Below are 23,853 nucleotides of genomic sequence, written 5' to 3' on the forward strand. Positions count from 1 at the left end.
GTTCCGCTCACCCGATGAGGCCGAACGCCTTCGCCACCACCACCGCCCACAGCCCGAGCACCGCAAGGAAATTGACGGTGAACACCAGGCCACGCAGGCGCACGTTGGCGGTCGGGATCTGCACCAGGCTGTGCAGCACGCGGCCGGCGACGAAGATCCACGCCAGCACCTGAGTCACGGGGCTGATGTCGTTGGAGAGGATCAGCAACAAACAGGCGACGTGGAAGAACAGCGGCCACTCGAACTGGTTCGACAGATTCGCGCTGATCCGCGGCTCGATCTTCGACCACGGATTGCTGCCATCGGCGCGACGGCCGATACCCCAGACGGCCGGGGCCCGCGCAACGGTCAGCAGTACGTAAAGGAATGCGGCCCACGCCACGTGCGCCGCCATGGGAACGATCAGTGAGTGCGGCACGAATTCCCCTTCGCTTTGCAATCAGGTTGGGATCGCGATTGTCGTGGCCGCAAGCCGTGCCCACGCGTCAGCGCGCGCTGCCTCCCAACCACACCGCCCCTTCGCATACGACCACCTCCACCGCCCGCAGCGACTCCCCGCGGCACGGCCCGGCCACGCACTCGCCGCCGGCCAGTTCGAAGCTCGCCCCGTGCGCGGCGCAGACGAGGAAGCCGTCCTTGCTCTTGAGGAACTGGCCCGGCGCCCAGTCGAGGCGACGCCCGGCGTGAGGGCAGATGTTCAACCAAGCCCTAACGTGATCGCCATCACGATACAGAATGAGGGATTCGGCATCGCCGTCGAGGGTCGCCTCGACCTCGGCGAAAGCCCCGTCGGGCAAGCGTTCCAGCGTTACGAGCGGGTCCGCCGGGGCGGCCCCTTCGTTCGAAATGCTTAACGAAGTTCTCACACCATCGCTCATGGCTGGCCCGATACTCGCCTCCCCGGCGCTTGTTGCCGCATTGTGTCACGACGCAATCCGATGTTCGCCCAGACCTTCCGCTTCGGTACTTCCCACTTCCATTCGCGCGTGCGTTCGGCCTTCGAGCCGCGCAAGCCGCGCCACCGCGTGCTGCGCTTCGCGCTCGGCGTCGTAGGCCTCGGCGTGCTGGCGGTGCTCGTGGCGTTCTCGGTGGCGCTGGGCGCTGCGATGATCGCCGCCGGCATGCTCTACAAGCTGTGGAAGCAGCGCGGCAAGCGCCTGGCCCGCAACGCGGCCGATGTGCGCATCGTCGAAGGCGAGTTCCGCGTGGTGGGCCAGCCGGAGCTGGAATCGCGCCCCCGCTCGCACACGTCGCTCTAAGCGTATGGGCGACGTGATCGCGGCCTTGCCGCAACCGCGCGTCCCGGTCCGTGGCACGGACCAGACCTTCCCCGTACACCGCATTTATTGCGTCGGCCGCAACTTCGCCGACCACGCCCGCGAAATGGGCGCGGCCGTTCCGGCCTCGCGCGCCGATCGCGGCACGCCGGTGTTCTTCCTCAAGCCCGCCGACGCCATCGCGCTGCAAAGCGACGTGCCGTATCCGCCGGGCACGAACGACCTGCACCACGAAGTCGAACTCGTCGTCGCGCTGGGCCAGGATGCGCCGCCCGGCGTGCTCGATCCGGCCGATGCGCAGCGTCTGGTCTACGGTTACGCCGTTGGGCTCGACCTGACCCGCCGCGACCTGCAGGGCGCCGCCAAGGCCAAGGGCCTGCCGTGGGATACCGGCAAGGCGTTCGACCATGCCGCGCCGATCAGCGCGATCGTTCCCGCCTCCGAGGTCGGCGAACTGGGCGAGCGCACGCTCAGCCTCACCATCAACGGCGAGACGAAACAGAACGGCTCGCTTGCCGACCTCATCTGGACCGTGCCCGACATCCTGCACGAGCTGTCGAAGCTGTACGCCCTGCGTGCCGGCGACCTGATCTTCATGGGCACGCCGGCGGGCGTCGGGCCGCTGCAGCCGGGCGACCGGTTCCATGCGGTGCTCGAGGGCATCGCCGAGCATTCGGGCCGGATCGTCGCCGCCTGAGCGGTATAGTCGGCGGCACCGGGCCGGCCCCGGTTCCATCCAATCAACCCAGGAGACCGCAACGCCATGGGCCTGATGACCGAGTTCAAGGAATTCATCTCGCGCGGCAACGTCGTCGATCTCGCCGTCGGTGTGGTGATCGGTGCGGCCTTCGGCAAGATCGTGACGGCGCTGGTGGACGGCATCGTGATGCCCGCGATCGGCGCGTTCACCAAGGGCGTGAGCGTCAGCGACTGGAAATACGTCATCAAGTCGGCCCAGCTGGATTCGGCCGGCAAGGAAGTCGCCGCCGAGCTGGCGATCCGCTACGGCATGTTCATCCAGACGATCATCGACTTCACGCTGATCGCGCTGGTGATCTTCCTGTTCCTGAAGGCCTACAACCGCGTGCGCACGCCCGCTGCCGCACCGGCGACGCCGGAAGACGTGCTGCTGCTGCGCGAGATCCGCGATTCGCTGAAGAAGTAAGGCGCAACTGCGCCGACGCTCTGCCAGGCACGCCACGGAGCCGTCGTCCCGGCGAAGGCCGGGATGACGTTGTTCTGGGCGGCGACGGGCCTCACGGAATGACAGCACGAGCCGCGTCACCCGCGCCCAACCGGCTTCGGCCACACCCGGCAAATTTTCGCGCACCGTCGCGTGACTACCGACACCCTGCCCCCGCGCGGCGACTTGCTACCCTCGGCGTTTCGTCCGTTTTCGACTCACCCAGGGGAGCTGTTTGATGCGCGCAATGCTGTCGGTGGCGATCGCCACCTGTCTGTTCGCTGCCACCGCCGGTGGCCACGCCGCGCAGCGCGAGACGCGCATCCCCGACAACGCCATCGCCACCGCCGCGCAACTGCGCGAGACGGCGCTGAAGAGCGATCTGGGCTACCGCATCACCGAATCGCTGACCACCGAAGTCGGCCCGCGCCTGGCCGGCAGCGAAGCCGACGCGCGCGCCGTCGCGTGGGCGGTGGCCAAGTTCAAGGAACTGGGCTTCGACAAGGTCTGGACCGAGCCGGTCACCTTCCCGAAGTGGGAACGCCGCAGCGAGTCGGCGCAGGTCGTCGGCGCCAACCGACAGCCGCTGCACCTGACCGCGCTCGGTGGAAGCCCGGCGGGCACGGTCGAAGCGCAGGTCGTGCGCTTCGCCGACCTGGCCGCGCTGGAAGCCGCGCCGGCCGGTTCGCTCGCCGGCAAGATCGCCTTCGTCGACTACAAGATGGAACGCGCCCGCGACGGCGCCGGCTACGGCCCGGGCTCGCGCGTGCGCAGCAAGGGCCCGTCGGCGGCGATCCGCGCCGGCGCCAGCGCCTACCTGATGCGCTCGGCCGGCACCGACTCGCACCGCAACCCGCACACCGGCATCACCCGCTTCGACGAAGGCCTCACGCCGATTCCGTCCGCGGCGCTCGCGGTGCCCGACGCCGACCAGCTCGCCCGCCTGCTGGCACTCGGCAAGCCGGTGACCGTGCGCGTCGCGCTGGACTGCGGCTGGGACGGCACCTACACCTCGCAGAACGTCATCGGCGAGATCCGCGGCAGCAAGAAGCCCGACGAGGTCGTGCTGATCGGCGGCCACCTGGATTCGTGGGACCTGGGCACCGGCGCCATCGACGACGGCGCGGGCGTCGGCCTGACCATGGCCGCCGCCAAGCTCATCGGCGATCTCAAGCAGCACCCCGCCCGCACGATCCGCGTGGTCGCCTTCTCCAACGAGGAACAGGGCCTGCACGGCGGCAAGGCCTATGCGGTCGCGCATGCCAGCGATGTCGCCCGGCACCAGATCGCCGCCGAAAGCGACTTCGGCGCCGGCCGCATCTACGCCTATTCCAGCTCCGCGCCTGAATACGCCAAGGCCGCCGACGCGCAGATCGCGCAGGCGCTGGAGCCGCTGGGGATCGAGTACACGCCCGGTCAGGGCGGCGCGGGCCCGGACATCGGTCCCTCGGCCGCGAACGGCGTGGCCTGGGCGCGACTTGCGCAGGATGGAACGGACTACTTCGATTTTCACCACACCCCGGACGACACGTTCGATAAAATCGACCCGCAGGCGCTGGCGCAGAACGTCGCGGCCTACGCGGTGTTCGCTTATCTGGCGGCCTCGGCGGACGGCGATTTCGGCAGCAAGCCAGCGACTCCCCCGTCCGACAAGAAGTAAATGAAGTGGCCCAGCGGTACGACGAACAGGTTGATACCGCGGTAGACCCGATCACGGGACTGCATCGCCTCGGCGCGAACGGCCCCAGCCTGGCGACCGCCATCGCGGTCGCCGGTGCGACCAAGCGCCGCATCGCGCTGCTGCACATCGACGTGGACATGTTCCGGTCGATCAACACCAACATGGGCACGACGACGGGCGATCAGGCGCTGGCCGCCATCGCCCAGCGCCTTCGCCGCGCCGTGCCGCGCGAAGGCTGGATCTGGCGCCTGACCAGCGACGAGTTCGTCATCGGCATCGGCTACCGCGACGGCGAGCTCGACGGCGGCGGCCTGGCCGAACGCCTGCGCGACGCCTTCGAGACGCCGCTGTCGATCCCGCCGTACACGTTGCCGGTGACGCTCTCCATCGGCATCGCCGTGTTCCCCGACCACGCGCCCAATGCCGCCACGCTGTTGTCGAAGGCGGAAGAAGCGCTGCGTCGCGTCAAGCAGGACGGTCTGAACAACGTCGGCCTGTATTCGGCGGCGGTGGATCGCGCCGCGCCGAACGACGGCTTCGCGCAGCGTTTCGTCGAAGCGCTCGATCGCGGCGAATTCCGCCTCTACTACCAGCCGCAGGTCGCCGCGCACGACGGCGGCGTCACCGGTTTCGCCGCGCTGCTGCGCTGGCAGACCGAACGCGGACTGTTGCGACCGAGCCAGTTCCTGGAGCCGATCAACCGCGTGGGTTTGTCCGCGCGCCTGGGCGCGTGGGTGGTGGAATCGGCGATTTCGCAGCTCGCGCAGTGGCGCGCGGAGGGGCTGGATTACCTGTCGATGTCGGTGCACCTGTCCGGCCCGCTGCTGGTGCAGCGCGATTGCCTGGACCGCATCGGCGGGCTGCTGCATCGCTACGGTTTGCCGGGCAATGCGCTCGAGTTCGAGATTCCCGAAAGCGTGCTGGTCACCGACAGCCATCGCGTGCACGACACACTCGCCGGCCTGCGCGCGATGGGCGCGACGCTGACGGTGCAGGACTTCGGCCTGGGCGGGCTCAGCTTCGCCGCGCTCGGCCAATACCCGCTGGACCGCATCAAGATCGATCGCAGCTTCATCCGCAACGTCGCCAGCGACCCGCGCAGCGCGGCGATCGTGCGCGGCATTATCGCGATGGGTCACCAGTTGGGCATGAAGGTAATCGCCAAGGGCGTGGAGAGCGAGGCCGAACTGGGCTTCCTGCGCCGCAACCATTGCGATTTCTTCCAGGGCTATCTGTTCAGTCCGTCGCAACCGGCGGACCAGTTGGGCGAAATGGTGCGCAAGCGCTTCCTGCTGCCGGGCGCGTTCGCGGCGACGCGGCCGGAACGCACGCTGCTGCTGCTCGACGACGAAGAAAACGTGCTGCGCTCTCTGGTGCGCCTGTTCCGTCGCGACGGTTACCAGATCCTCACCGCCAGCAGCACGCGCGAAGCGTTCGATCTGCTGGCTAGCAACTCCGCGCAGGTGATCCTCTCCGACCAGCGCATGGCCGACATGAGCGGCACCGAGTTCCTCACCCGCGTGCGCGACCTGTACCCGGACACCATCCGCATGGTGCTGTCGGGCTACACGGACCTGGCGACGATCACCGAGGCGATCAACCGCGGCGCGATCTACCGCTTCCTCACCAAGCCGTGGAACGACGAGGAACTGCGCGAGCACATCCTCGATGCGTTCCGCGCGCATGAGCGGCGGGCGGCGGGCGAGTCGGTCTACTGAGCCGGCGGAAGCGATCGATCCGGGCAGACGCGATCCGTCAGGCCATCCCGTCATCCCGGCGAAGGCCGGGACCCAGGCCCTCGCCGTCTCCGCCCACATCTCGTCATCCCGCGAAAGCTGGGATCCATTTGGCTCTGCGCCCTGCGTTAGGCGCAGCGGTACGAAACGGTGATCGCGAGACTTCACCGCCACCACTCCGCCGCCCCTCACCCCAACCCTCTCCCGCCGGGAGAGGGGCTCAGGTGCCGTCATCCCGGTGAAGGCCGGGACTCAGGCACGAAGTCTTGGATGCGGCCCGCATATCGTTTCAAAATATATACATTGCCGTTAAACGATAAGTGAGATATCGTCCGGCAATAAACGTCCGGGAGAGCCACCGTGGTCCAGACCCCGTCCGCCGCGCTCGGCGCGTCGCGCTTCCTGCTCATCCTCATGCGAGTGCTGAACCTCGCCACGGGCATCGGGCTGGTCGTCGCCTTCGTGGCCACCTTCCCGTTCGCCTCGACCTTCTTCGAGTTCTTCAGCAAGCGGCCCGCGAGCATCGACCCGTCGTGGCTGCTTCCGGTGCTCCGGACCTGGATGCTGCTCGCGCTGCCGATGGTCGCCGCCGTCCACGTCTCGCTCTCGCGGCTGCTGGACGTGGTCGGCACCGTCGGCGCCGGCGATCCGTTCGTGCCGGAGAACGCCGTGCGGCTGAAGACCATCGCCTGGTGCGTGCTCGTCACCCAGCTGCTCGACCTGGCCTTCGGCGTGATGGCGGCGTTGATCAACGCCGCGGGCTCGAACATCGAGTGGAAGTTCTCGCTCACCGGCTGGCTCGCGGTGGTGCTGCTGTTCGTGCTGGCGCGGGTGTTCGAGGAAGGCACGCAGCTGCGCGACGACCTGGGAACGATGATCTGACATGGCCATCTTCGTGAAACTCGACGAAGTGCTGCACGACCGCCGCATGACGCTCACCGAGCTGTCCGGCAAGGTCGGCATCACTCTGGCCAACCTGTCGATCCTCAAGACCGGCAAGGCGCGCGGCATGCGATTCGCGACGCTGGAGGCGATCTGCATCGCACTGGATTGCCAGCCCGGCGACCTGCTGGAGTTCCGCGCCGACGCACCCGGCGACTAGCTGCGCCCATCCACGCGACGAGGAGATTCGCGATGAATGCGATCACCTGGCTCCACATTGCCGCCGGCCTGACCGCACTGGCCGCCGGCACGGTGGCGGTGGCGGCGCGCAAGGGCGGCACCACGCACATGGCGGTCGGGCGCGGGTTCTGCGTGGCGATGCTCGTGCTCGGCATCACCGCGGCGGTGCTGTCGCCGCGCAAGACGCCGCCGGAATCGTCCGTCGGCGGGCTGATGGTGTGCTACTTCGTCGTCACCGCATGGATGGCGGCGCACCGCCGCGGCGCGCCGGGCTGGCCGGAACGCATCGCGTGTGCGGGCGGGCTGCTGCTGGGGCTGGCGATACTCGCCGGTGCCGTCGCCGCGGCGCGCGCTCCCGTACCGAATCCCGCGCCACCGGGCCCGGTCGGTCTCTTCGTGCTGGGCTCGCTGTGCCTGTGCGCGGGGCTGTTCGACCTGCGCTTCGTCCTGCGCGGCGCACTGTCGCCGACGCAGCGCATCACGCGCCACCTGGGCCGGATGTGTTTTGCACTGTTCATCGCCACCGGCTCGTTCTTCCTCGGCCAGCAGGACGTGATGCCGCAGGCCGTGCGCGGCTCGCCCGTGCTGATCGTGCTGGCGGTGGCGCCGTTCGGCGTGCTGCTGTTCTGGCTCGTGCGCGTGCGGCGATCGCGTCGGCTTCCGGCGATGCGCGCAACCTCCGGCTAGTGCATCGCCCCCGCACGCGCGGGGGCGACGACCGGGCGCCGCGAAGCGCGGCGCCCGTCATGCTCAGTGCGCGCAGTCCAGCGTTTGCTGCGCTTCGTTCAACGCACCCAGCTCGATGCGCGAGATCGACAGCTGCAACGCACCGGCGCTTTCCAGCGTCATGACCGAGTCCAGCTTGCGCAGATCCGCGCCGGCCGTGCCGAAGCACTTCAGCAGGACACCGAAGCGAGTCCACTGCCCCGCCGGCAACTTCGACAGCGCCGCGCGGATCGGCAGGCTCGCCGGCTTGCAGCCTTCGCCGCAGGTCACGCCAATGGAGACGTCGCCCGCCGGCGTCTTGTCCGGACGCACCGTCAGCACCAGCATCACGTCGCCGTTGGCCTCGCGCATGAGGCTGCGCGGCGTTGAGGAAACGAGCGATACCGTCGCTGCCGGCTTGCCCGACCACGTGAAGCGCCGCGCGTCTTCCTGCGCTTCGTGGTCGACGGCGGTGACTTCCAGGCTGCCGTCTGGCAGCTTTGCCGGCACGGTCGTCACGTCGAGCTTCTGTCCGGCCGCATTCGACAAGCGCAGCACGATGCCGTCGGCGAGCGATCCGCGCCCGTAGAACGTGCCCGCTTCCGTCTGCCCGGCCTTCACGCCCGACTCCTCCGGCAGCGCGGCGAGGTTGCCGTCGTCCGAATAAGTCAGGCCGAAGCCGAAGGCGAACTGCGGGTTGTAGTCCTTCTGCCCGACGTTGTTGGCGACCTGCGCGGCGTCGCGCGGCCAGCTGAAGCTGAGCTTGCCCTTGAAGTCGTGCTGCACGCTGCCATCGGGCTTGCGCAGCAGGACGTCGGCGATGCCGCCGCCTTCCGAGCCCGGCAGCCACGCTGCGACGAAGGCATCGGACGCGTTGATCTCGCGGTTCATCCACAACGGACGGCCGCTGAGGAACACCGACACCACCGGGATGCCGGCGGCCTTGAGGCGCTGCATCAGCTTGAGGTGTTCGTCGTTGCCCGGGCGGAAGAGCAGGTTCGGGATGTCGCCCTGGAACTCCGCGTACGGATCCTCGCCGAACACCACGATCGCCACGTCCGGCTTCTGCGTGAAGCTGCCATCGACCGACAGCACCGCTTCGCCGCCGGCCGCCTTGGCCTGCTGCGCGATGCCTTCGAAGATCGAGTCGGCGTTGGGGAAGTCGGCGCGCTTGTTGCCGGTGCCCTGCCAGCTGAGCGTCCAACCGCCGGCCTGCTTGCCCACGTCGTCGGCGCCGTCGCCGGCGACGAGGATGCGCTGGTTGGGCTGCAGCGGCAGCACGCGATCCTGGTTCTTCAGCAGCACCAGCGATTCGCGCACGGCCTGGCGCGCGACGGCGCGATGCTCGGGCGCACCGAGCAGCTCGAACTTGCCGCCCACCGCACGCTGCGACGGCTTGCCGGCCTCGAACAGGCCCAGCCGGTACTTCACGCGCAGGATGCGGCGCACTGCATCGTCGAGCCGCTCCTGCGAAATCTTGCCGGCCTTCACTGCGGCGAGCGTGGTTTCGTAGAAGCCCTTCCAGCTGTCGGGCGCCATCGCCATGTCGAGGCCGGCGTTGATCGTCGCCGGGCAGTCGGTGATGGTGCAGCCTTCGACCTGGCCGTGGCCGTTCCAGTCGCCCACGACGAAGCCGCCGAAATTCATCCGCCCCTTCAGCGCGTCGGTGAGCAGCGACTTGTTGCCGTGCATCTTCACGCCGTTGACGCTGTTGAACGAGGCCATGACGGATTGCGCGCCGGCCGCGATCGCCGGCGGATAGCTCGCCGCGTGGATGCGCACCAGTTCGGCTTCGCTGAGCTGCGTGTCGCCCTGGTCTTCGCCGTTGGCGGTGCCGCCGTCGCCGAGGAAATGCTTCACGGACGAAATGACGTGCCGCCCGTCGAGGAACTCCTTCGTGCCGACCTTGCCCTGCAGGCCCTCCACCATCGCGCCGGCGAAGCTGGCCACGACATCGGGCGATTCGGAATAGCCTTCGTACGAGCGGCCCCAGCGATCGTCCTGCGGCACCGCGACGGTCGGCGCGAACGCCCACTCCATGCCGGTGGCGCGCGTCTCCAGCGCGGTGATCTCGCCGATGCGGCGCAGCAGTTCCGGATTGCGCGTGGCGCCCAGGCCGATGTTGTGCGGGAACAACGTCGCGCCGACGATGTTGCTCTGACCGTGCACGGCGTCGATGCCGAAGACCACCGGAATCGCCTTGCCGCCGCCGGAAGTGTCCATGGACGCTTCGTAGAACGCGTCGGCGAGCGCGAGCCACTGCGCGGGCGTGGCGTTGTACTGGCCGTCCGGGTCGGAATTGCCGCCGGCGAGGACCGAGCCCAGCCGGTACTTGCGCAGGTCCTCCGGCTTGATGCTGCTGATGTCGCCCTGCACGAGCTGGCCGACCTTCTCCTCCACCGTCATCGTCGCCATCAGATCGCTGATGCGCTTCTCCAGCGCAGGATCTTCCGGAAACGGCCATTTCACTTCGGGCCAGGGCGATTGCTCGGCCTGCGCCGTCGCGCTCGCGTCCTTCTTCTCATCGCCCTTGCATGCCGCCAATGCCAGCACGAGCGCCGTCATCAACAGGCCACCGCCGATCCGTCTCACGTTGCGTCCGTTCACCGCGTTCGACTCCTCTATGCGTTCGAGTTGGTTGGAGCGGGCCGCGCACGGCCCGCGGGTCCGCTCATGCCTGCACGGGCCGGCGCGCGCCCCAGACTTCCGGCGCGGCCTTGCAGTAGCGGTCGATGAATTCCTGCTGCGTTGGGAACTTCGCGACGGCCTCGTCGATGGGCCGGCGGATCTGCGAGAAGAAGCGCTCGAACTGCTCGTCGGGCAACGCCCGGGCCAGCGGATGATGCTGCTCCGGCACGATGCCCTGGCCGAGCATGACGTGCGTCCACGAATCCACACGGAACAGTTCGTTCGCGCCCTGCCACGCATGCGCGCGTTCGCGCCAGGCGCGCAGGCGGATGGAGAGCGAATCGGGCACATCCATCTGCCGGCACTGCTGCCACATCGGCTCGTCGCGCTGGTTGGCGTGGTAGTGCAGGATGATGAAGTCGCGAACGTGCTCCATCTCGATGCGGCTGGTGTTGTTGTAGACCTCCACCATCGACTGCGGGATGCCCTCGAACGGGAAGTCCTCGATCAGCCGCACGATCGCCGTCATCGCCAGGTGGATGCTGGTCGATTCCAGCGGCTCGATGAAACCGCTGGCCAGGCCGAGCGAAACCACGTTCTTGTTCCACGCCTTCAAGCGACGGCCGGAACGGAACGGCACCAGCCACGGATCGCGGATGGGCTTGGCCACCGCATCGCGCAGCAGGCTCGCCGTCGCCTCGTCGTCGGACATGTGGCGGCTGGAGAACACCCAGCCGGTGCCGACGCGATGCTGCAACGGGATGTGCCAACGCCAGCCGGCCTGGTGCGCGATGGCACGCGTGTACGGCACGGGCCCGCCGAGCGGCTCGGTCTGCACCGCCACCGCGCGATCGCACGGCAGCCACTGGTTCCAGTCCTCGTAGCCGGTCTTGAGCGTCTGTTCGATCAGCAGCCCGCGGAAGCCCGTGCAGTCGATGAAGAAATCGCCTTCGACAACCTGCCCGTCTTCCAGCACGAGGGCTTCGACGAAACCGGATTCGCCGTTCTGCCGCACTTCGCGGATCTTGCCTTCCAGTCGCTTGAGGCCGTAGCCCTCCGCCTTGCGGCGCAGGAAGCGCGCATACAGGCCTGCGTCGAGGTGATAGGCGTAATTGACCTGCGGCGTCGGCGGCAGCGCGAAGCGGTCCACGCGCGAGGCGACGGTTTCCAGGCAGAAATCGCCCAGCTCGGACTTCATGCCGCGCTTCAGGCTCTCCAGCCAGAAATGGTGGAAGCCGCACACCAGCGTGCTCTGCCCGGTGATGCCGAAGGGGTGGATGTAGCGCACGCCCGGGCGGATCCAGTTCTCGAAGGAGATCGACAGCTTGAACGTGCCCGCGACCTCGCGCAGGAACTCCTGCTCGTCGATCTGCACGAAGCGATGGAAATTGCGGATCGGCGGCACCGTCGATTCGCCGACGCCGACGGTTCCGATCTGCTCCGACTCGATCAGCACCACCTCCAGCAGATCGCGGAACTGGTGCGTGAGCGCCATCGCCGCGAGCCAGCCCGCGGTGCCGCCGCCGGCGATCACTACCTTCCGCACTCTGCTCTTTTCCATTGCGTTATCTCCCGTCAACTTCGGCAAGCCACCGGACGCGCCGGCACTAACGATTGAGTTTGGCGATCAGCATCGCGCGCAACTGCCGCGCAAGCGTTTCGTCCACCGCACCGAGCGTGTTGCGCGCGGCGGGCGGAAGATGCTCGCCGGCGCGTTCGCCCGGGCCGAACACGTAGTAATCGAAGATCTCGCGCCAGGCCTGCTTCTCGCGCTCGGGGCGGTCGCGGATCGTCCACATCGCGTGGTACAGCGCGTGCATCGGCGTGGGCACGTACGCAGGAACGCTGCTCCACCAGTAGTTCACCAGCACGTTGAATGCTTCCAGCCCCTGCACGTGATGCCACCACAGGCTGGGAATGAAGATCGCGTCGCCCGGTTCCAGCACGGCGCTCTGCCCCGCCGCGAGCGCGTCGCGGAAGCGCGGATAACGCTGGAAGTCCGGTGCGTCGAAGTCCACCACGCTCACCGCCTGCCCGCCCGGCGTCGGCTCCAGCGGACCCGGATACAAGTTGTGCACCTGCTCCGGCGGGAACAGCGTGAAACGGCGGCGCCCCACCGCACACACCGCGATGTTGTTGAGTGCGTCGTAATGGCACGAGGCGGTGACGCGGTTGCCGATCCAGATGCTCGGCGGCGCGTCGATGTTATGCGCGGCCAGGTTGAGGTCGTTCGTCTGGCGCAGGCCCGGCAGGCGCGTGTCCACGAGCAGCGAGGCGACGTAGTACGTGGGCGGTGCGGCATCGCCGGCATGCGCGGCGATCTCGTCGAGCACCTGCGCCAGTGCGCTGCGGCGGACCTCGCAATTCAGATCGGTGAAATCGTCGTTGTAGAACGGACGCCCCTTCACTTCGGGCGCGCCCCAGGAATAGGTGACCGGCTGGCCGTTGTCGAAGCGGCGCAGGTAATCCATCGCCGCCGTCATCGAAGGCGCGCCTTCCTTCACCAGCCCCCAGTCGCGCGCGATGCCGCGCAGCACCGCGGGCTTGCCGGAGGCGAGCAGTTCGTCGATGGGCAGCGCGTCCGCGCGCAGGCCGTCGATCTCCCGGATCCGCCCGATGACCTTGGCGCCCGCGTCGACGGCCACGTCGCCCATCAGGCATTCCCCGCCTGTTGCAGGCGGCGTTGCTTTTCCGCCATCAGGCGACGCAGGTTGTGCATCGAGGCGAGCACCAGGTACGCGCCTTCCAGATAGCCGGCGCGATGCAGTCCGTGCAATGCATCGGCGTCGAGCGCGGCAAGCCGCTCGCGGTCGATGCCGTGCAGTCCGGCCAGGCTGACGCGATGCTGCTCGTCCAGTTGCAGTTCCAGCGCGACCGGCTGGATCAGGCCGAGCGCGTCGAACGCGGCGAACATCGCCTTGCCCGCATCCACGCCATCGCGGATGCCGCGCAGCACGGAGGAGATGTGGTCCAGGTACGCGCTGTTGCCGCCGTGCGGCAGGAACACCGCCTCGCCTTCGCCCGTGGCGACGCGCGGGTGGTCCATGTCGACATGGATGACCGGCTCGCGGCGCAGCTCGCCGTCCACGCGGCGCTCCTGGAAGCCGATCAGGAACGGCCCCTTCGCCACCGCGCCGGGCAGGTAGGCGGCGTTCCAGCGTTCGCCCTGCAGGAACAGGTTTTCCTTCGCCTCCAGGCCGAGCAGCGCCACGGCCTGCCAGTCGTCGCCGGCCGGATCCTTGCGGAAGAAGATCGGGTATTCGCGTTGCAGTTCGGCGAATTCGGTCGGGAATGCCACGACCATGCCGGTGTCGTCGCCGAACTCGCGGCCGAACCGCGTGACGACGCGCAGATCCTTGTGCGTGATGTTGTTGAGCAGTTCGTATCGGGCCATGAGATTGCGACGGAGAGGTTCGCCTGATTTATGCACCCATCCGGCCCGTTTGGGAAACCCCTGCGAGGCCTCCATCACACCAGCCGACGGATGGCCCATTGACGCGTTCCCGGCAGGAGGGCGGACCGCTGCGCTGGCAGCGGTCCAACCCTGTCGCGACACCCGGGAGGGAAGGCGCGAACCTTAGAACCTGTAGCGGACACCCAGCATGTAGCGCGGGCTCTGGTCGACCAGCTTGATGATCTGCTTCTCGGAGCGGCCGTGCCAACGCACGTCCTCGCCGGTCAGGTTGATCGCTTCCAGGCCGAACTGCCAGTTGTCGTTGAGCGTGTAGTTCACGCCCAGATCCCACTGCTCGTACTCCTCGACGTAGTACGGATTGCGGTTGGAACCGTTCTGGTTCGCCGCGATCAGGTACTCGTCGCGCCAGTTCCATGCCAGGCGCACGGACCAGCCGAACTTCTCGTACATGAACATCACGTTGGCCGTGTCGCTCAGGCCGAGCAGCGCGAACTGGTCGCGTTCGATCACCGTGTTGTCGAATGCGACGTCACCGTCCACCAGCGTGTAGTTGGCGTAGATGCCGAAGCCCGACTCGCCGAAGAAGTACTGGCCGCCCATTTCCCAACCGTGCAGGTTGGCGCTGTTCTGGTTGACCGGACGGTTGACGTCGAACTCGTACAGCGGATCGTCGGCCTCGCCCACCAGGTCGTAGGCATTCTCCATCGCCAGCGTCTGCGCCGAGGAACCGTCGTACGCGGCCAGGCCGCCCGTGGCGCCGGCATTGCGCAGCATCGCCACCGCGGTGAACAGCGCGGTGTCGTTGGCCGAGCACGCCTGCGCGAGGTCGCCGCCTGCGGCCGTGACCTGCGCCGCGCACTGCGCGCCGGTCAGGAACGCGAGCGCGGCCTGCGCGTCGGGGCCGGACGTCGGGTCGGTGAGTCCGTACAGCGGCTCACGCACCACCGAGGTGCCGATGAAGTTCTTCACGTCCTTGTTCCAGAACGTCACCGAGACGAAGCTGGCGTCGGCGAAGTACCACTCGATCGCAAGGTCGAGGTTGTCCGATTCCAGCGGATCCAGCGCGGGGTTCTGCGCGTCGCCGCCGGCGCGGGTGGACGGGTTGATCAGGATCGAACCGGTGGGCTGGTTCGGCGTCGGGCCCGCGTAGAGGTTGTTGTACGGCGCACGCGCAATGGTCTTGCTGAACGACGCACGGCCCTTGATCTCGTCCGTGATGTCGATGCTGAAGTCCAGGTTCGGCAGGACGTAGTCGTAGCTGTGCGTCTCGCTGAAGGGCTGCTGGTCGTCCGAACGCAGGATGCGGAAGTCGTTGTTCGCCTGCCACTGGATGGCGCTGGGCGTTGCGACCTGCGAGGTCGAGGTCAGGTAGGTCTTCTCGTAACGCACACCGATGCGCGTGTTGGTCGTCATGCCGCCGAGCGTGCCGTCCAGTTCGATCTGGGCGTAGGCCGCGTCGGTGTCTTCCTTGATCTTGTTGTCGGCCGCCAGCTGCGGGTTGTAGCGCGTGGTGGCACCGTAGAAATCACCGGCCCACAACGCACCCGCCGTGGCATTGCCGCGCCACGCACCGCGTGCCGCACCCGGCGCGCTGAAGTCGTCGAACATGCCGACGATGTCCACCGGCCGCAGGAGCTCGGCCAGCCCCGGCTCGTTGCCGGTGTTCGCCACGCCCCAGTCGCCCAGGGTCGAATAGGCTTCGGTGGCCTGCTTGCGGGTCATCTCCGTGCGCGAGGAATCCACACCGAACTGCAGGCGCCCTTCGTCGAAGTTGTATTCGCCGTCGATGCGGCCCTGCGTGATTTCGGTTTCCTGGCGCTGGTAGTTGATGCGCAGCACCTGCGAACCGATCTGCTCGACCGGGAAGTCCGGATTGACGACGCCGCCGGTGTTCGACGCGGCCGCGGCCGGGTTGGCGAACCAGGTGCGCGCGCCGATCGGCAGACCGTTGTTGAACCACAGCTCCTGCGCCCAGTTGCCGCCGCAGTACGGACCCACGGTGCAGTTGTTGGTGCCGGCGATGGAGAAGAACGTCGAGCTGCCACCGGTGGTCGGATCGTTCGGCAGGCTCTTCGAGGTCGTGTTGTGACCGTCGAAGCTCATGCGGAACCGCTCGGTCACGTCCCACTTGGCGTTGAAGCCGAGCGAATCGAGCTTGTATTCCTGTTCCTGGCGCTGCTGCTCGTAGCCGAAGTCCTTCGTGCCGACGATGTCACGCAGGTACACCGGCGTGGCGACCGCTTCGTTGGTGTCGAAGGTCAGGTGCGAGAAGCTGTTGGCGCGCTGCAGCCAGATGGTCTGCTCGCCGCGGTCTTCGGTGATCTCGTTGCTGGAGTACGTGTAGTCCAGGGTGAACTGCAACGCGTCGGTCGGTGCGAACTGCAGCACCGCCTGGCCGTTGATGCGCTCGCGTTCGAAGTCGGCGAAGGCATAGCGCAGGTCGTTCGGCATGCCGTAGAGCTGGCCGATCGCCGGCGCGTTGACCAGCACCGCGTCAGGACGCAAGGCCGGGTCGGTACCCGTCCAGCGCTGCATGTTCCATGCGTTCTCGGTGGACTGCACCGAACCGCCGTGGCGCTTCTGGTAGCTGGCCGACAGACCGACGCCCCAGGTCTTGTCGTCGTTGGTGTAGCTGAAGATGCCGGAGACTTCCGGCGTGATGTCGCTGTCGAACGGCTGCGATTCGTCGTACACCGCCTTGGCGCCCGCACTGGCGACCAGGCCGCTGTGCGCGAACGGACGATCGGTCTGGATGTCGATCGTCGCGCCGATGCCGCCGGAAGAGATGTTGGCACGACCGGTCTTGTAGACGACCAGCGTGTCGATGGCTTCCGAGGCGAGCTGCGCGAAGTTGAACGCACGCGTGCCGCCGTCGATGCCGCCGATCGGCACCTGGCCCGGTGCACCGAACGCATCCGCGCCCGGAATGGTGCGGCCGTTGAGGGTCACCATGTTGAACTGCGGGCCGAAGCCACGCGCGGTGACCTGTGCGCCTTCACCATCGCGACGCTCGATCGAAATACCCGTGATGCGCTGCAGGGATTCGGCGAGGTTGGTGTCGGGGAACTTGCCGATGTCCTCGGAGCTGATCGCATCGACGACGCCGGCCGACTCGCGCTTGAGTTCCATCGACTGGTTGAGGCTGTTGCGCAGGCCGGTGACGACGACCGAGTCGAGCGTCGTGGCTTCGTCGGACTGGCGCTGCTGCGCGACGGGCGCCTGCTGCGCCTGCGTGTCCTGCGCGAAAACTGGATTGATGACGAGCACGCCGCCGACGAAGGTGAACATCGCCGTACGCTTGAACCGCTTCGATCGCAGGCTCATTGGCCGACCCTCCCGAACGTTGCAAAACCGCTGATGTCCTCGCGCGGCACGATGGTGGCCGACTGCTTCCAGGACGCCGTTACTGCGTGGGACCGAAACCAAATCATGTGGTCTGCCCTCTACTTCGATCGATGGATGTATCGCCCCTCCCCAGGGCACCCCGCAGGCCGCGCCTGCCAACTCCAAAGCCGGACGTTCGACGAACCGTCCGTTGCAACGTAACGCGTGGTCCAACGTTATTTTTACGGTTGAAGATCCCGTGCAGGCGTAACGAATTTCCTACTTCGTCATGCAGTGACAATTGCGTCACAGTGGTAGCGCTACCACAAAGCCTTAACGCAAATTAAGCAAACTGTGCCGAGTTTGTCACCGTGCAGTGCAACAAACCTCCTTCTGCTCAAGAAGTTTCATCAGAAACCAGACGCGGCAAATGAGGAACGGACGCGCCGATTGGTAGCGTTAGCACGCTCGAACGTGATCGGAGGGCGGAAGCGGCAAGCGGGAGGCTCGCCCGGAAAGCGGGCAAAGGCTGGCCCCAGGCCGATGGCGCATGGGCGTGCAGTGAACCCCTGTCACCGTCATTCCCGCGAAGGCGGGGCTGTTGGGCCGCCGAACGGCGGCACTCTCCAGGGACGTTCCATGCATTACCGGTTGCGCTTGAACGACAGAAGCGATGGCTTTTTGTCGCTGGGAGCAGAACGTTAGAGCGTGAAAAGTCCCTGGATTCCCGCCTTCGCGGGAATGACGTTGAGGGTGGTTTGGCCGAGAGGGAGTGCCCGCACGTTACGGGGCGGGACCGCGTGCGCCGCGCTACTTCGCGTTCGCGCGCGGACGCGACAGCACCGGTTGCGAGATCGGCAAGAACACGCGGAAGTTGCTGCCTGCCCCAGGGCGGCTGTGCACTTCGATGCGACCGTGGTGCTTGGCGACGATGCGGTACGCGATCGCCAGCCCCAGTCCCGTGCCGCGGCCGATCGGCTTGGTCGTGTAGAACGGATCGAAGATGCGCTGCACCGCATCCTCGGGAATGCCGACGCCGTCGTCGGCCACGCTGACCCACACTTCGTCGCCTTCGGTGCCCATCGCCAGCGTGATCAGGCCGCGATCGTTGATCGCCTGGCCGGCGTTGATCAGCAGGTTCATGAAGACCTGGTTGATCTCCGACAGATAACACTCCACCAGCGGCACTTCGTCGTAATGCTTGTCGACCTTCGCCTTGTACTTGAGGTCGTTCCAGACGATGTTGAGCGTGGATTCCAGGCCCTTGCGCAAGTCCGACGGACGCATCGGCTCATCGCGTTCGACGTGCGAGAACTCCTTGAGGTCCTGCACGATCTTGGTCACGCGCTCGATGCCTTCGCGCGATTCCTCCAGCAGCTTGGGCAGGTCGCCGGTAATGAAGTCCACATCCAGGCGTTCGCTCAGGCGCTTGAGCAGCGGGCGGCTCGCGGTGGGATCGTCGGACTGCAACGCGTCGGCGTAACCGTCCAGCAGCGCGAGCAGCGCGCCGACGTATTCCTGCAACGTGCCCAGGTTGGAATGCACGTAGCCGATGGGGTTGTTGATCTCGTGCGCGACGCCCGCGGCGAGTTGGCCGATGGAGGCCATCTTCTCCGATTGCAGCAGTTGTTCCTGCGCACTGGCGAGGCGGTCGTAGGTGGATTGCAGTTCGTCGTGGCGGCGGCGCAGTTCGCCTTCGCGCGCCGAACGCACGGAGATGTCGCTCATCACCGCGAAGCGGCGGCAGCGGCCGCGATCGCGCCCGGCGAAGGCCTTGATCTCCAGCACCAGGCCCGGCAACGCGGTGGGGACTTCGCCGATCCAGCGGCCGTCGCGCACGGCGATCTGCCAGCCCTGTTCCGGGATGTAGTCCAGCAGCATCGCCGGATCGGGACGGGGATCGTCGGGATGCAGGCGCATCGCCAGCACGCGGCCGGCGTCGTTGCTGTGCAGCAGGCATCCGTCGCTGTCGAGCAGGAAGACCGCCAGGTCGGACATCGCGACCGCCCAGAGCATGTCCTCGCTCCAGATGCTGTCGCCCGTACTTTCCATCGTGTGCTCGCTCATCCCACTCCGAGGCCGCTCGTCAGGCCGGCTCAATCAATCCACATGGTCCGCGCCGGGGCGCGGGCAAGGAAGTGGAAGGGAGTGTATGGCAAGACACGACCTGGCAATGACAGATTTCGGTCGACCTTCATTCCTGATCCGGCGGCCGACCTGGCAACGCCGGTCAGACCGATACGTTCAGACGGCTCTGCGCCTTCGCGCCGGACTGCCCGCTGGCGTCGTATACGGTGTCGGCGTCGAGTCGGCCGAGGTGCCGCAGGGACCAGTTCACTTCGCGGCGACGGCGCGCCAGCAGCGCTCCGTTGGCCTGGTTGAGCTCGCTCAGCGCGAGCACGCGCTGCGCATCAGCGCCGCTCGCGCCTGCGGCCTCGGCGGCCCGCAGCGCGACCAGCTTGGCCTGGGTCGAACGCAGCAGCGCATCCACGTCGTGTTCGAGCAGCGCGCGGCGCTCCTCGTGCAGCGCGTGTTCCAGCGCTTCCAGCGGGCCCGAGCCCAGGCTGGATCCGATCGTCGAGGCTTCGCTCATCGCCCGGCGCCTTTCACTTGGACAGCGCGTTCTCGAGCGAGAGCATGCGGTCGGCGACGGCCTGCGCGTCGACCTTGTAGCTGCCGTCGGCGAGCGAGGCGCGGATCGCGTTGACCTTGGCCACGTCGATGCCGGCCGGCGCCGAGCCGAGCTCGCGCTCCAGCGCCTGCAGGTTCGTGGCATCGCCGGTCAGGCGAATCTGGTCGGACGCGGCGGTCGCGCCCACCGGCTGGCCGCGGTCGGCCCCGGCGCGGGACTGCACGGACGTGCTGGCCGCGGCTTCCACCTGGCGCAGCGCGGGTGACATGGCACCGTCGATCTTGTGGGTCATGGCTGACTCCTGGAGAACGTGTTCGAACTGGATAACGGCCGCCCGCGGACGGACTTGAGGGGAAAACCTGACAGGTTTGCAGGAGCCGTCACAAATTGACCTCTACAAGCCCGGGACCGACCAGTCGGCCCCGGATGATACGGCGCGAGGCGGTGTTCTCGACCGAGACGGTCGACCCCACCCGCCCTGCTCCGAGCGCCCGCCCGCCCATGCGCACTTCCATGCCGCCGACGCGCGAGACCAGGGTGACCGGATCGCCGCGCTTGAGCGCGTCCTCACCGCCCACGTCGTCCTGGCCGAGCACCGCACCGGCCGGCATCGCCTTGCGCAGGCGCTTGCCGATGACGGCGCCCGGGTCGGTGACGACCGCTCCGGCGTTGGCCCCGAGTTCGCGCCGCTGCACCGCAAGGTGTTGCGGCCCGATCGGTTCGTCCCCGCGCACGGGCCGGGAAAGGACGACCACGTCGGCCTCGCGTCGCACCTTCACCGGAACGTAGACCTGCCAGCCCGGGGTATCGGCGCAGCGCACGGCGACTGAAGCCGGCCCGGCGACGGTGGTCGCAAGCGGCTGCGTGCAGGCGGGCATGCGCAGTTGCGAGTCGACGGCGGCCTCGGCCTGGGTGTTGGCTCCGAGCGCGGCGATGGCGGCGGTGCGGATGGAGTCGGGCGACTGGAACGCAGTCGCCCGCGCCTGCGGCTGCCACAGCGCGAGCGTCAGCATGGCGATGTAGGTGGCGCGCACGGGGGGCTCCGAAGCGGGTTCGTGGTGGGCTTGCAGGATTTGTGCCGTGGCGCGGGTGATGCAGGGCGAGTGCATGCGGTGTGGGCGCAGGCGCCCCCTCTTCCGCCCTTCGGGCACCTTCTCCCGCAAGGGGAGAAGGGAGCAGCAACAGCGACAGCAAACGCGTCGTCGCCCGCACGTCGTCCCTCTCCCCTTGCGGGAGAGGGACAGGCCGCCGCAGGCGGCCAGGGAGAGGGATCGCGCTCAAGTCCCGCCCCACCCTGCCGACAACCCGACCATGAGTCAGGACCTGCTCGACCGCATCGACCAACGCACCCGCCTGGCCGGCCACAACCGGCTGGCGCTGCTGCTGTTCCGCCTGGGCACGCGTCAGCTTTTTGGCGTGAACGTATTCAAGGTGCAGGAGGTCCTGACGCGCCCGCCGCTGTTCACCCTGCCCCAGCTGCCGCGCGCCTTCAGCGGCGCGGCCGACGTGCGCGGTCGCAGCATCCCGGTGCTGGACCTGGCGCGTGCGATCGGCCACGGCGACGCCTCGTCGGTCGAACCCAAGTACCTGGTCGTCACCGAGTTCAACCGTTCCGTCCAGGGCTTCCTGGTGTCGGCGGTGGAGCGCATCGTCAACATCGCGGTGGAGGACATCCACCCGCCGCCGGAGCACGGCGCCGAGCAGCATTACCTCACCGGCGTCACCCGCCACCACGGCGAGCTGATCCAGCTGATCGACGTGGAAAGCGTGCTGGCCGAGTCCGCGCCGCGCGCCAGCGACGCCGACCAGATCGCCCCGCTCGCCGCCACCAGCCCCACCGCGCCGCGCGAAGTGCTGGTGGTGGACGACTCGCGCGTGGCGCGCAACCAGATCCGCCTCGTGCTCGAACAACTGGGCCTGGGCGCGACGCTGCTGTCGGACGGCCGCCAGGCGCTGGAGCACCTGCAAACGCTGGCCCAGGGCGGCGTGGTCCCGCACGAGCGCTACGCCATGGTCATCTCCGACATCGAGATGCCGGCCATGGACGGCTACACCCTCACGACGGAAATCCGACGCGATCCGGCCCTGCGCGGGCTGTTCGTGCTGTTGCACACCTCGCTGTCGGGCGTGTTCAACCAGGCGATGGTGGAGCGCGTGGGCGCGGACGACTTCGTGCCGAAGTATTCGGAACACGAGCTGGCGCAGCGGGTTACGGCGCGGGTGAATTCGTTGTCGTAGAGCCGGGATTGGGGATCAGGGATTCGGAGAAGCAAAGGCGTCGCGCCTTTTCGAATCCCCAATCCCGACGCCCTCTGGCACAGCCCTTGCCTCTCCCTCCGGGAACCCGACCCCGGAGGCGTCATGTCCGACTTCCTTGGCATCCACGGCACCGCGCTGGCCCTGCGAGAGCAGCGGCTGCAGTTGCTGTCGGCCAACCTGGCCAACGCCGACACGCCCGACTTCAAGGCACAGGACCTGGACTTCACCACGGCCCTGCGCTCGGCGTTGCAGCCCAACGCCGCCAATGCCGACGCCATCGGCGCGGCCGCGCAAGGCGCGCGCTACGAAAGACCGTCCGGCCAGCCCAGCGTCGACGGCAACACCGTCGACGGCGAGCGCGAGCACGCGCTGTTCGCGCAGGCGGCGCTGGAGTACCGCGCCTCGCTGACGTTCGTCGAATCCAAGGTGCGCGGCATGCTCACCGCGATTACCGGCCAATAAGCCGCCGGCCAATAAGGAGACGACGCATGAGCAACCTGCCCATCTTCGACGTCGCCGGTTCGGCGATGAACGCACAGTCGGTGCGACTGTCGACCATCGCCTCCAACCTCGCCAACGCCGATTCCGTCGCCGGCAATCCCGACGCGGTCTATCGCGCCAAGCAGCCGGTGTTCCGCGCCGAAGGCGTGCCGGGCGATCCGGCGCTGGCCGGCGTCAACGTCGTGGAAGTGCGCGAAAGCAACGACGCACCGCTCAAGCGCTACGAACCCGGCCATCCGCTCGCCGACGCGCAGGGCTACGTGTATGCGCCGGCGGTGGACCCGGTGGCGCAGATGGTCGATCTCATTTCCGCCTCGCGCAGCTACCAGGCCAACGTCGAGGTGTTCAACAGCGCCAAGGAACTGGCGTTGTCGACGTTGAACATGGGGCGTTGATGGTGAGCGCGCGTAGCCACCTCCGTCTTCCTGCCCCTCCCCCTGCATGCAGGGGGAGGTTGGGAGGGGGGCGTGAGGCGCGCCAGCGCCGAGCTCGCCGCGATGCGGCCTCGCAACCCCTCCCCAACCCTCCCCTGCACGCAGGGGAGGGAGTCAGTCAGTCCAGTAGCCCGGGTAAGCGCAGCGCACCCGGGATTTGCGCCAACCGTCCCGGGTGCGACCTTCGGCCTTACCCGGGCTACGAACTTGCTGGAACTTCGAGACTCCCATGACCTCCATCTCCGACTTCGCCACCAGCCTCGGCACCAACGCCACCGGCAGCGACACGAAGAAGAAAGCCGATTCGCTCGGCCAGGCCGATTTCCTGCGCCTGATGACCGAACAGCTGCAGCACCAGGACCCGCTGAACCCGATGCAGAACAGCGAGTTCCTCGGACAGCTGGCGCAGTTCTCCACCGTGCAGGGCATCCAGGGACTGCAATCGTCGATGGACGGTTTCAGTTCCTCGCTCGCCACCGACCAGATGCTGCGCGGCGCTTCGCTCGTCGGCCGCAACGTGCTGGTGCCCTCGGCGAAGATGTCGCTGGGCGCGGAAGGCAACGTCAACGGCGTGGTCGCCGCGCCCGACTCGGGCACGGTCACCTTCGAGATCACCGACGCCAACGGCCAGAGCGTGCGCAAGTTCACCGTGCAGGCCGAGAAGGCCGGCGAAGTCTCCTTCGAATGGGACGGCAAGGACGCGGACGGCAAGCGTCTTCCCGCCGGCACCTACGGCGTCACCGCCAGCTACGGCTCGGGCGAGACGAAGAAGGACCTGAGCACCTACGTCGAGGCGCGCGTGGACAGCGTCACCGTCGGCAGCGACGGCGTGTTCCTCGACCTGGCCGGACTGGGCACCGCGCCCATGGACTACGTGCTGCGCATCCGCTGATTCCGATCCCACACCGACATCCTTCCCGCTCGCGGGACGGACGCTTCCTCTCTCCGGAGAACAC

General features: G+C 67.6%; 23 protein-coding genes. 12 read left to right on the plus strand and 11 right to left on the minus strand.

All coding sequences use genetic code 11. From position 1 onward, the window contains the following. Positions 1 to 7: 7 nt before the first annotated feature. Positions 8 to 394 (minus strand): MAPEG family protein, encoded by a 387-nt coding sequence (locus JI752_RS11180; RefSeq protein WP_216963805.1) that lies wholly within the window; start codon positions 392 to 394, stop codon positions 8 to 10. Positions 395 to 485: 91 nt separating this feature from the next. Then, entirely contained in the window at positions 486 to 878 is a 393-nt protein-coding gene (locus JI752_RS11185) for a Rieske (2Fe-2S) protein (RefSeq protein WP_216963808.1), read from the minus strand. Positions 879 to 938: 60 nt separating this feature from the next. Here JI752_RS11185 and JI752_RS11190 point away from each other — a divergent pair, with 60 nt between their 5' ends. The 8 genes from JI752_RS11190 (at position 939) to JI752_RS11225 (ending at position 7,686) form a co-directional block, all read left to right on the plus strand. Continuing rightward, complete coding sequence (locus JI752_RS11190; RefSeq protein WP_216963811.1) at positions 939 to 1,259, plus strand: hypothetical protein; 321 nt, start codon at positions 939 to 941, stop codon at positions 1,257 to 1,259. Positions 1,260 to 1,263: 4 nt separating this feature from the next. After that, on the plus strand, positions 1,264 to 1,974 hold the full coding sequence (locus tag JI752_RS11195) for a fumarylacetoacetate hydrolase family protein (protein WP_216963814.1): 711 nt from the start codon (positions 1,264 to 1,266) through the stop codon (positions 1,972 to 1,974). 66 nt (positions 1,975 to 2,040) lie between these two features. After that, complete coding sequence (mscL, locus tag JI752_RS11200; protein WP_216963817.1) at positions 2,041 to 2,442, plus strand: large-conductance mechanosensitive channel protein MscL; 402 nt, start codon at positions 2,041 to 2,043, stop codon at positions 2,440 to 2,442. A gap of 265 nt (positions 2,443 to 2,707) precedes the next feature. Further along, positions 2,708 to 4,120: a M28 family peptidase gene (locus JI752_RS11205; protein WP_216964312.1), complete on the plus strand. Its 1,413-nt coding sequence runs from the start codon at positions 2,708 to 2,710 to the stop codon at positions 4,118 to 4,120. Between the two features lie 5 nt (positions 4,121 to 4,125). Continuing rightward, positions 4,126 to 5,859: an EAL domain-containing protein gene (locus tag JI752_RS11210; protein ID WP_216963819.1), complete on the plus strand. Its 1,734-nt coding sequence runs from the start codon at positions 4,126 to 4,128 to the stop codon at positions 5,857 to 5,859. Between the two features lie 378 nt (positions 5,860 to 6,237). Next, positions 6,238 to 6,759: a DUF2975 domain-containing protein gene (locus tag JI752_RS19445; protein ID WP_216963822.1), complete on the plus strand. Its 522-nt coding sequence runs from the start codon at positions 6,238 to 6,240 to the stop codon at positions 6,757 to 6,759. A gap of 1 nt (position 6,760) precedes the next feature. Continuing rightward, entirely contained in the window at positions 6,761 to 6,979 is a 219-nt protein-coding gene (locus JI752_RS11220) for a helix-turn-helix transcriptional regulator (protein ID WP_216963824.1), read from the plus strand. 32 nt (positions 6,980 to 7,011) lie between these two features. Continuing rightward, on the plus strand, positions 7,012 to 7,686 hold the full coding sequence (locus JI752_RS11225; protein WP_216963827.1) for a DUF2306 domain-containing protein: 675 nt from the start codon (positions 7,012 to 7,014) through the stop codon (positions 7,684 to 7,686). A 63-nt stretch (positions 7,687 to 7,749) separates the two neighbouring features. Here JI752_RS11225 and JI752_RS11230 read toward each other — a convergent pair whose 3' ends face one another. From JI752_RS11230 to flgA, 9 genes are all read right to left on the minus strand, one after another. Beyond that, positions 7,750 to 10,269, minus strand: a complete 2,520-nt coding sequence (locus tag JI752_RS11230) for an exo 1,3/1,4-beta-D-glucan glucohydrolase (protein WP_216964314.1) — start codon at positions 10,267 to 10,269, stop codon at positions 7,750 to 7,752. Between the two features lie 106 nt (positions 10,270 to 10,375). Continuing rightward, positions 10,376 to 11,893, minus strand: coding sequence for a tryptophan halogenase family protein (locus JI752_RS11235; protein ID WP_216963830.1), 1,518 nt, complete (start codon positions 11,891 to 11,893; stop codon positions 10,376 to 10,378). Between the two features lie 46 nt (positions 11,894 to 11,939). Next, positions 11,940 to 12,986: a cupin-like domain-containing protein gene (locus JI752_RS11240; RefSeq protein WP_216963833.1), complete on the minus strand. Its 1,047-nt coding sequence runs from the start codon at positions 12,984 to 12,986 to the stop codon at positions 11,940 to 11,942. Next, positions 12,986 to 13,726, minus strand: a complete 741-nt coding sequence (locus JI752_RS11245; RefSeq protein WP_216963836.1) for a SapC family protein — start codon at positions 13,724 to 13,726, stop codon at positions 12,986 to 12,988. Before JI752_RS11245 ends, JI752_RS11240 begins: the two co-directional genes overlap by 1 nt. A 183-nt stretch (positions 13,727 to 13,909) precedes the next feature. Then, on the minus strand, positions 13,910 to 17,071 hold the full coding sequence (locus JI752_RS11250) for a TonB-dependent receptor (RefSeq protein ID WP_216963839.1): 3,162 nt from the start codon (positions 17,069 to 17,071) through the stop codon (positions 13,910 to 13,912). 810 nt (positions 17,072 to 17,881) lie between these two features. Continuing rightward, positions 17,882 to 19,138, minus strand: a complete 1,257-nt coding sequence (locus JI752_RS11255; RefSeq protein ID WP_345777343.1) for an ATP-binding protein — start codon at positions 19,136 to 19,138, stop codon at positions 17,882 to 17,884. Between the two features lie 163 nt (positions 19,139 to 19,301). Continuing rightward, positions 19,302 to 19,664 carry a flagellar protein FlgN gene (locus tag JI752_RS11260; RefSeq protein ID WP_216963842.1) on the minus strand — a complete coding sequence of 121 codons (363 nt, stop codon included), beginning with the start codon at positions 19,662 to 19,664 and terminating at the stop codon, positions 19,302 to 19,304. A gap of 13 nt (positions 19,665 to 19,677) precedes the next feature. Further along, positions 19,678 to 19,995, minus strand: a complete 318-nt coding sequence (flgM, locus tag JI752_RS11265) for a flagellar biosynthesis anti-sigma factor FlgM (RefSeq protein ID WP_216963844.1) — start codon at positions 19,993 to 19,995, stop codon at positions 19,678 to 19,680. Between the two features lie 88 nt (positions 19,996 to 20,083). Beyond that, positions 20,084 to 20,737, minus strand: a complete 654-nt coding sequence (flgA, locus tag JI752_RS11270) for a flagellar basal body P-ring formation chaperone FlgA (protein WP_216963847.1) — start codon at positions 20,735 to 20,737, stop codon at positions 20,084 to 20,086. A 277-nt stretch (positions 20,738 to 21,014) separates the two neighbouring features. Here flgA and JI752_RS11275 point away from each other — a divergent pair, with 277 nt between their 5' ends. The 4 genes from JI752_RS11275 (at position 21,015) to JI752_RS11290 (ending at position 23,789) form a co-directional block, all read left to right on the plus strand. Continuing rightward, complete coding sequence (locus JI752_RS11275) at positions 21,015 to 21,941, plus strand: chemotaxis protein CheV (RefSeq protein ID WP_216963850.1); 927 nt, start codon at positions 21,015 to 21,017, stop codon at positions 21,939 to 21,941. A gap of 123 nt (positions 21,942 to 22,064) precedes the next feature. After that, entirely contained in the window at positions 22,065 to 22,424 is a 360-nt protein-coding gene (flgB, locus tag JI752_RS11280) for a flagellar basal body rod protein FlgB (RefSeq protein ID WP_216963853.1), read from the plus strand. A 26-nt stretch (positions 22,425 to 22,450) separates the two neighbouring features. Next, entirely contained in the window at positions 22,451 to 22,858 is a 408-nt protein-coding gene (gene flgC, locus JI752_RS11285; RefSeq protein ID WP_137834186.1) for a flagellar basal body rod protein FlgC, read from the plus strand. Positions 22,859 to 23,126: 268 nt separating this feature from the next. Further along, positions 23,127 to 23,789 (plus strand): flagellar hook capping FlgD N-terminal domain-containing protein, encoded by a 663-nt coding sequence (locus JI752_RS11290; RefSeq protein WP_216963856.1) that lies wholly within the window; start codon positions 23,127 to 23,129, stop codon positions 23,787 to 23,789. Positions 23,790 to 23,853 lie beyond the last annotated feature (64 nt).

Origin of the sequence: Lysobacter sp. MMG2, assembly GCF_016735495.2 — a bacterium.
In the GTDB taxonomy this organism is placed as follows: domain Bacteria; phylum Pseudomonadota; class Gammaproteobacteria; order Xanthomonadales; family Xanthomonadaceae; genus Lysobacter_J.

Coding starts and splice junctions, on each gene's coding strand:
- JI752_RS11180 (WP_216963805.1), bottom strand. CDS start 394: ATGGCGGCGCACGTGGCGTGGGCCGCATTCCTTTACGTACTGCTGACC.
- JI752_RS11185 (WP_216963808.1), bottom strand. CDS start 878: ATGAGCGATGGTGTGAGAACTTCGTTAAGCATTTCGAACGAAGGGGCC.
- JI752_RS11190 (WP_216963811.1), top strand. CDS start 939: ATGTTCGCCCAGACCTTCCGCTTCGGTACTTCCCACTTCCATTCGCGC.
- JI752_RS11195 (WP_216963814.1), top strand. CDS start 1,264: ATGGGCGACGTGATCGCGGCCTTGCCGCAACCGCGCGTCCCGGTCCGT.
- mscL (WP_216963817.1), top strand. CDS start 2,041: ATGGGCCTGATGACCGAGTTCAAGGAATTCATCTCGCGCGGCAACGTC.
- JI752_RS11205 (WP_216964312.1), top strand. CDS start 2,708: ATGCTGTCGGTGGCGATCGCCACCTGTCTGTTCGCTGCCACCGCCGGT.
- JI752_RS11220 (WP_216963824.1), top strand. CDS start 6,761: ATGGCCATCTTCGTGAAACTCGACGAAGTGCTGCACGACCGCCGCATG.
- JI752_RS11225 (WP_216963827.1), top strand. CDS start 7,012: ATGAATGCGATCACCTGGCTCCACATTGCCGCCGGCCTGACCGCACTG.
- JI752_RS11230 (WP_216964314.1), bottom strand. CDS start 10,269: ATGACGGCGCTCGTGCTGGCATTGGCGGCATGCAAGGGCGATGAGAAG.
- JI752_RS11235 (WP_216963830.1), bottom strand. CDS start 11,893: ATGGAAAAGAGCAGAGTGCGGAAGGTAGTGATCGCCGGCGGCGGCACC.
- JI752_RS11240 (WP_216963833.1), bottom strand. CDS start 12,986: ATGGGCGACGTGGCCGTCGACGCGGGCGCCAAGGTCATCGGGCGGATC.
- JI752_RS11245 (WP_216963836.1), bottom strand. CDS start 13,726: ATGGCCCGATACGAACTGCTCAACAACATCACGCACAAGGATCTGCGC.
- JI752_RS11250 (WP_216963839.1), bottom strand. CDS start 17,071: ATGAGCCTGCGATCGAAGCGGTTCAAGCGTACGGCGATGTTCACCTTC.
- JI752_RS11255 (WP_345777343.1), bottom strand. CDS start 19,138: ATGAGCGAGCACACGATGGAAAGTACGGGCGACAGCATCTGGAGCGAG.
- JI752_RS11260 (WP_216963842.1), bottom strand. CDS start 19,664: ATGAGCGAAGCCTCGACGATCGGATCCAGCCTGGGCTCGGGCCCGCTG.
- flgM (WP_216963844.1), bottom strand. CDS start 19,995: ATGACCCACAAGATCGACGGTGCCATGTCACCCGCGCTGCGCCAGGTG.
- JI752_RS11275 (WP_216963850.1), top strand. CDS start 21,015: ATGAGTCAGGACCTGCTCGACCGCATCGACCAACGCACCCGCCTGGCC.
- flgB (WP_216963853.1), top strand. CDS start 22,065: ATGTCCGACTTCCTTGGCATCCACGGCACCGCGCTGGCCCTGCGAGAG.
- flgC (WP_137834186.1), top strand. CDS start 22,451: ATGAGCAACCTGCCCATCTTCGACGTCGCCGGTTCGGCGATGAACGCA.
- JI752_RS11290 (WP_216963856.1), top strand. CDS start 23,127: ATGACCTCCATCTCCGACTTCGCCACCAGCCTCGGCACCAACGCCACC.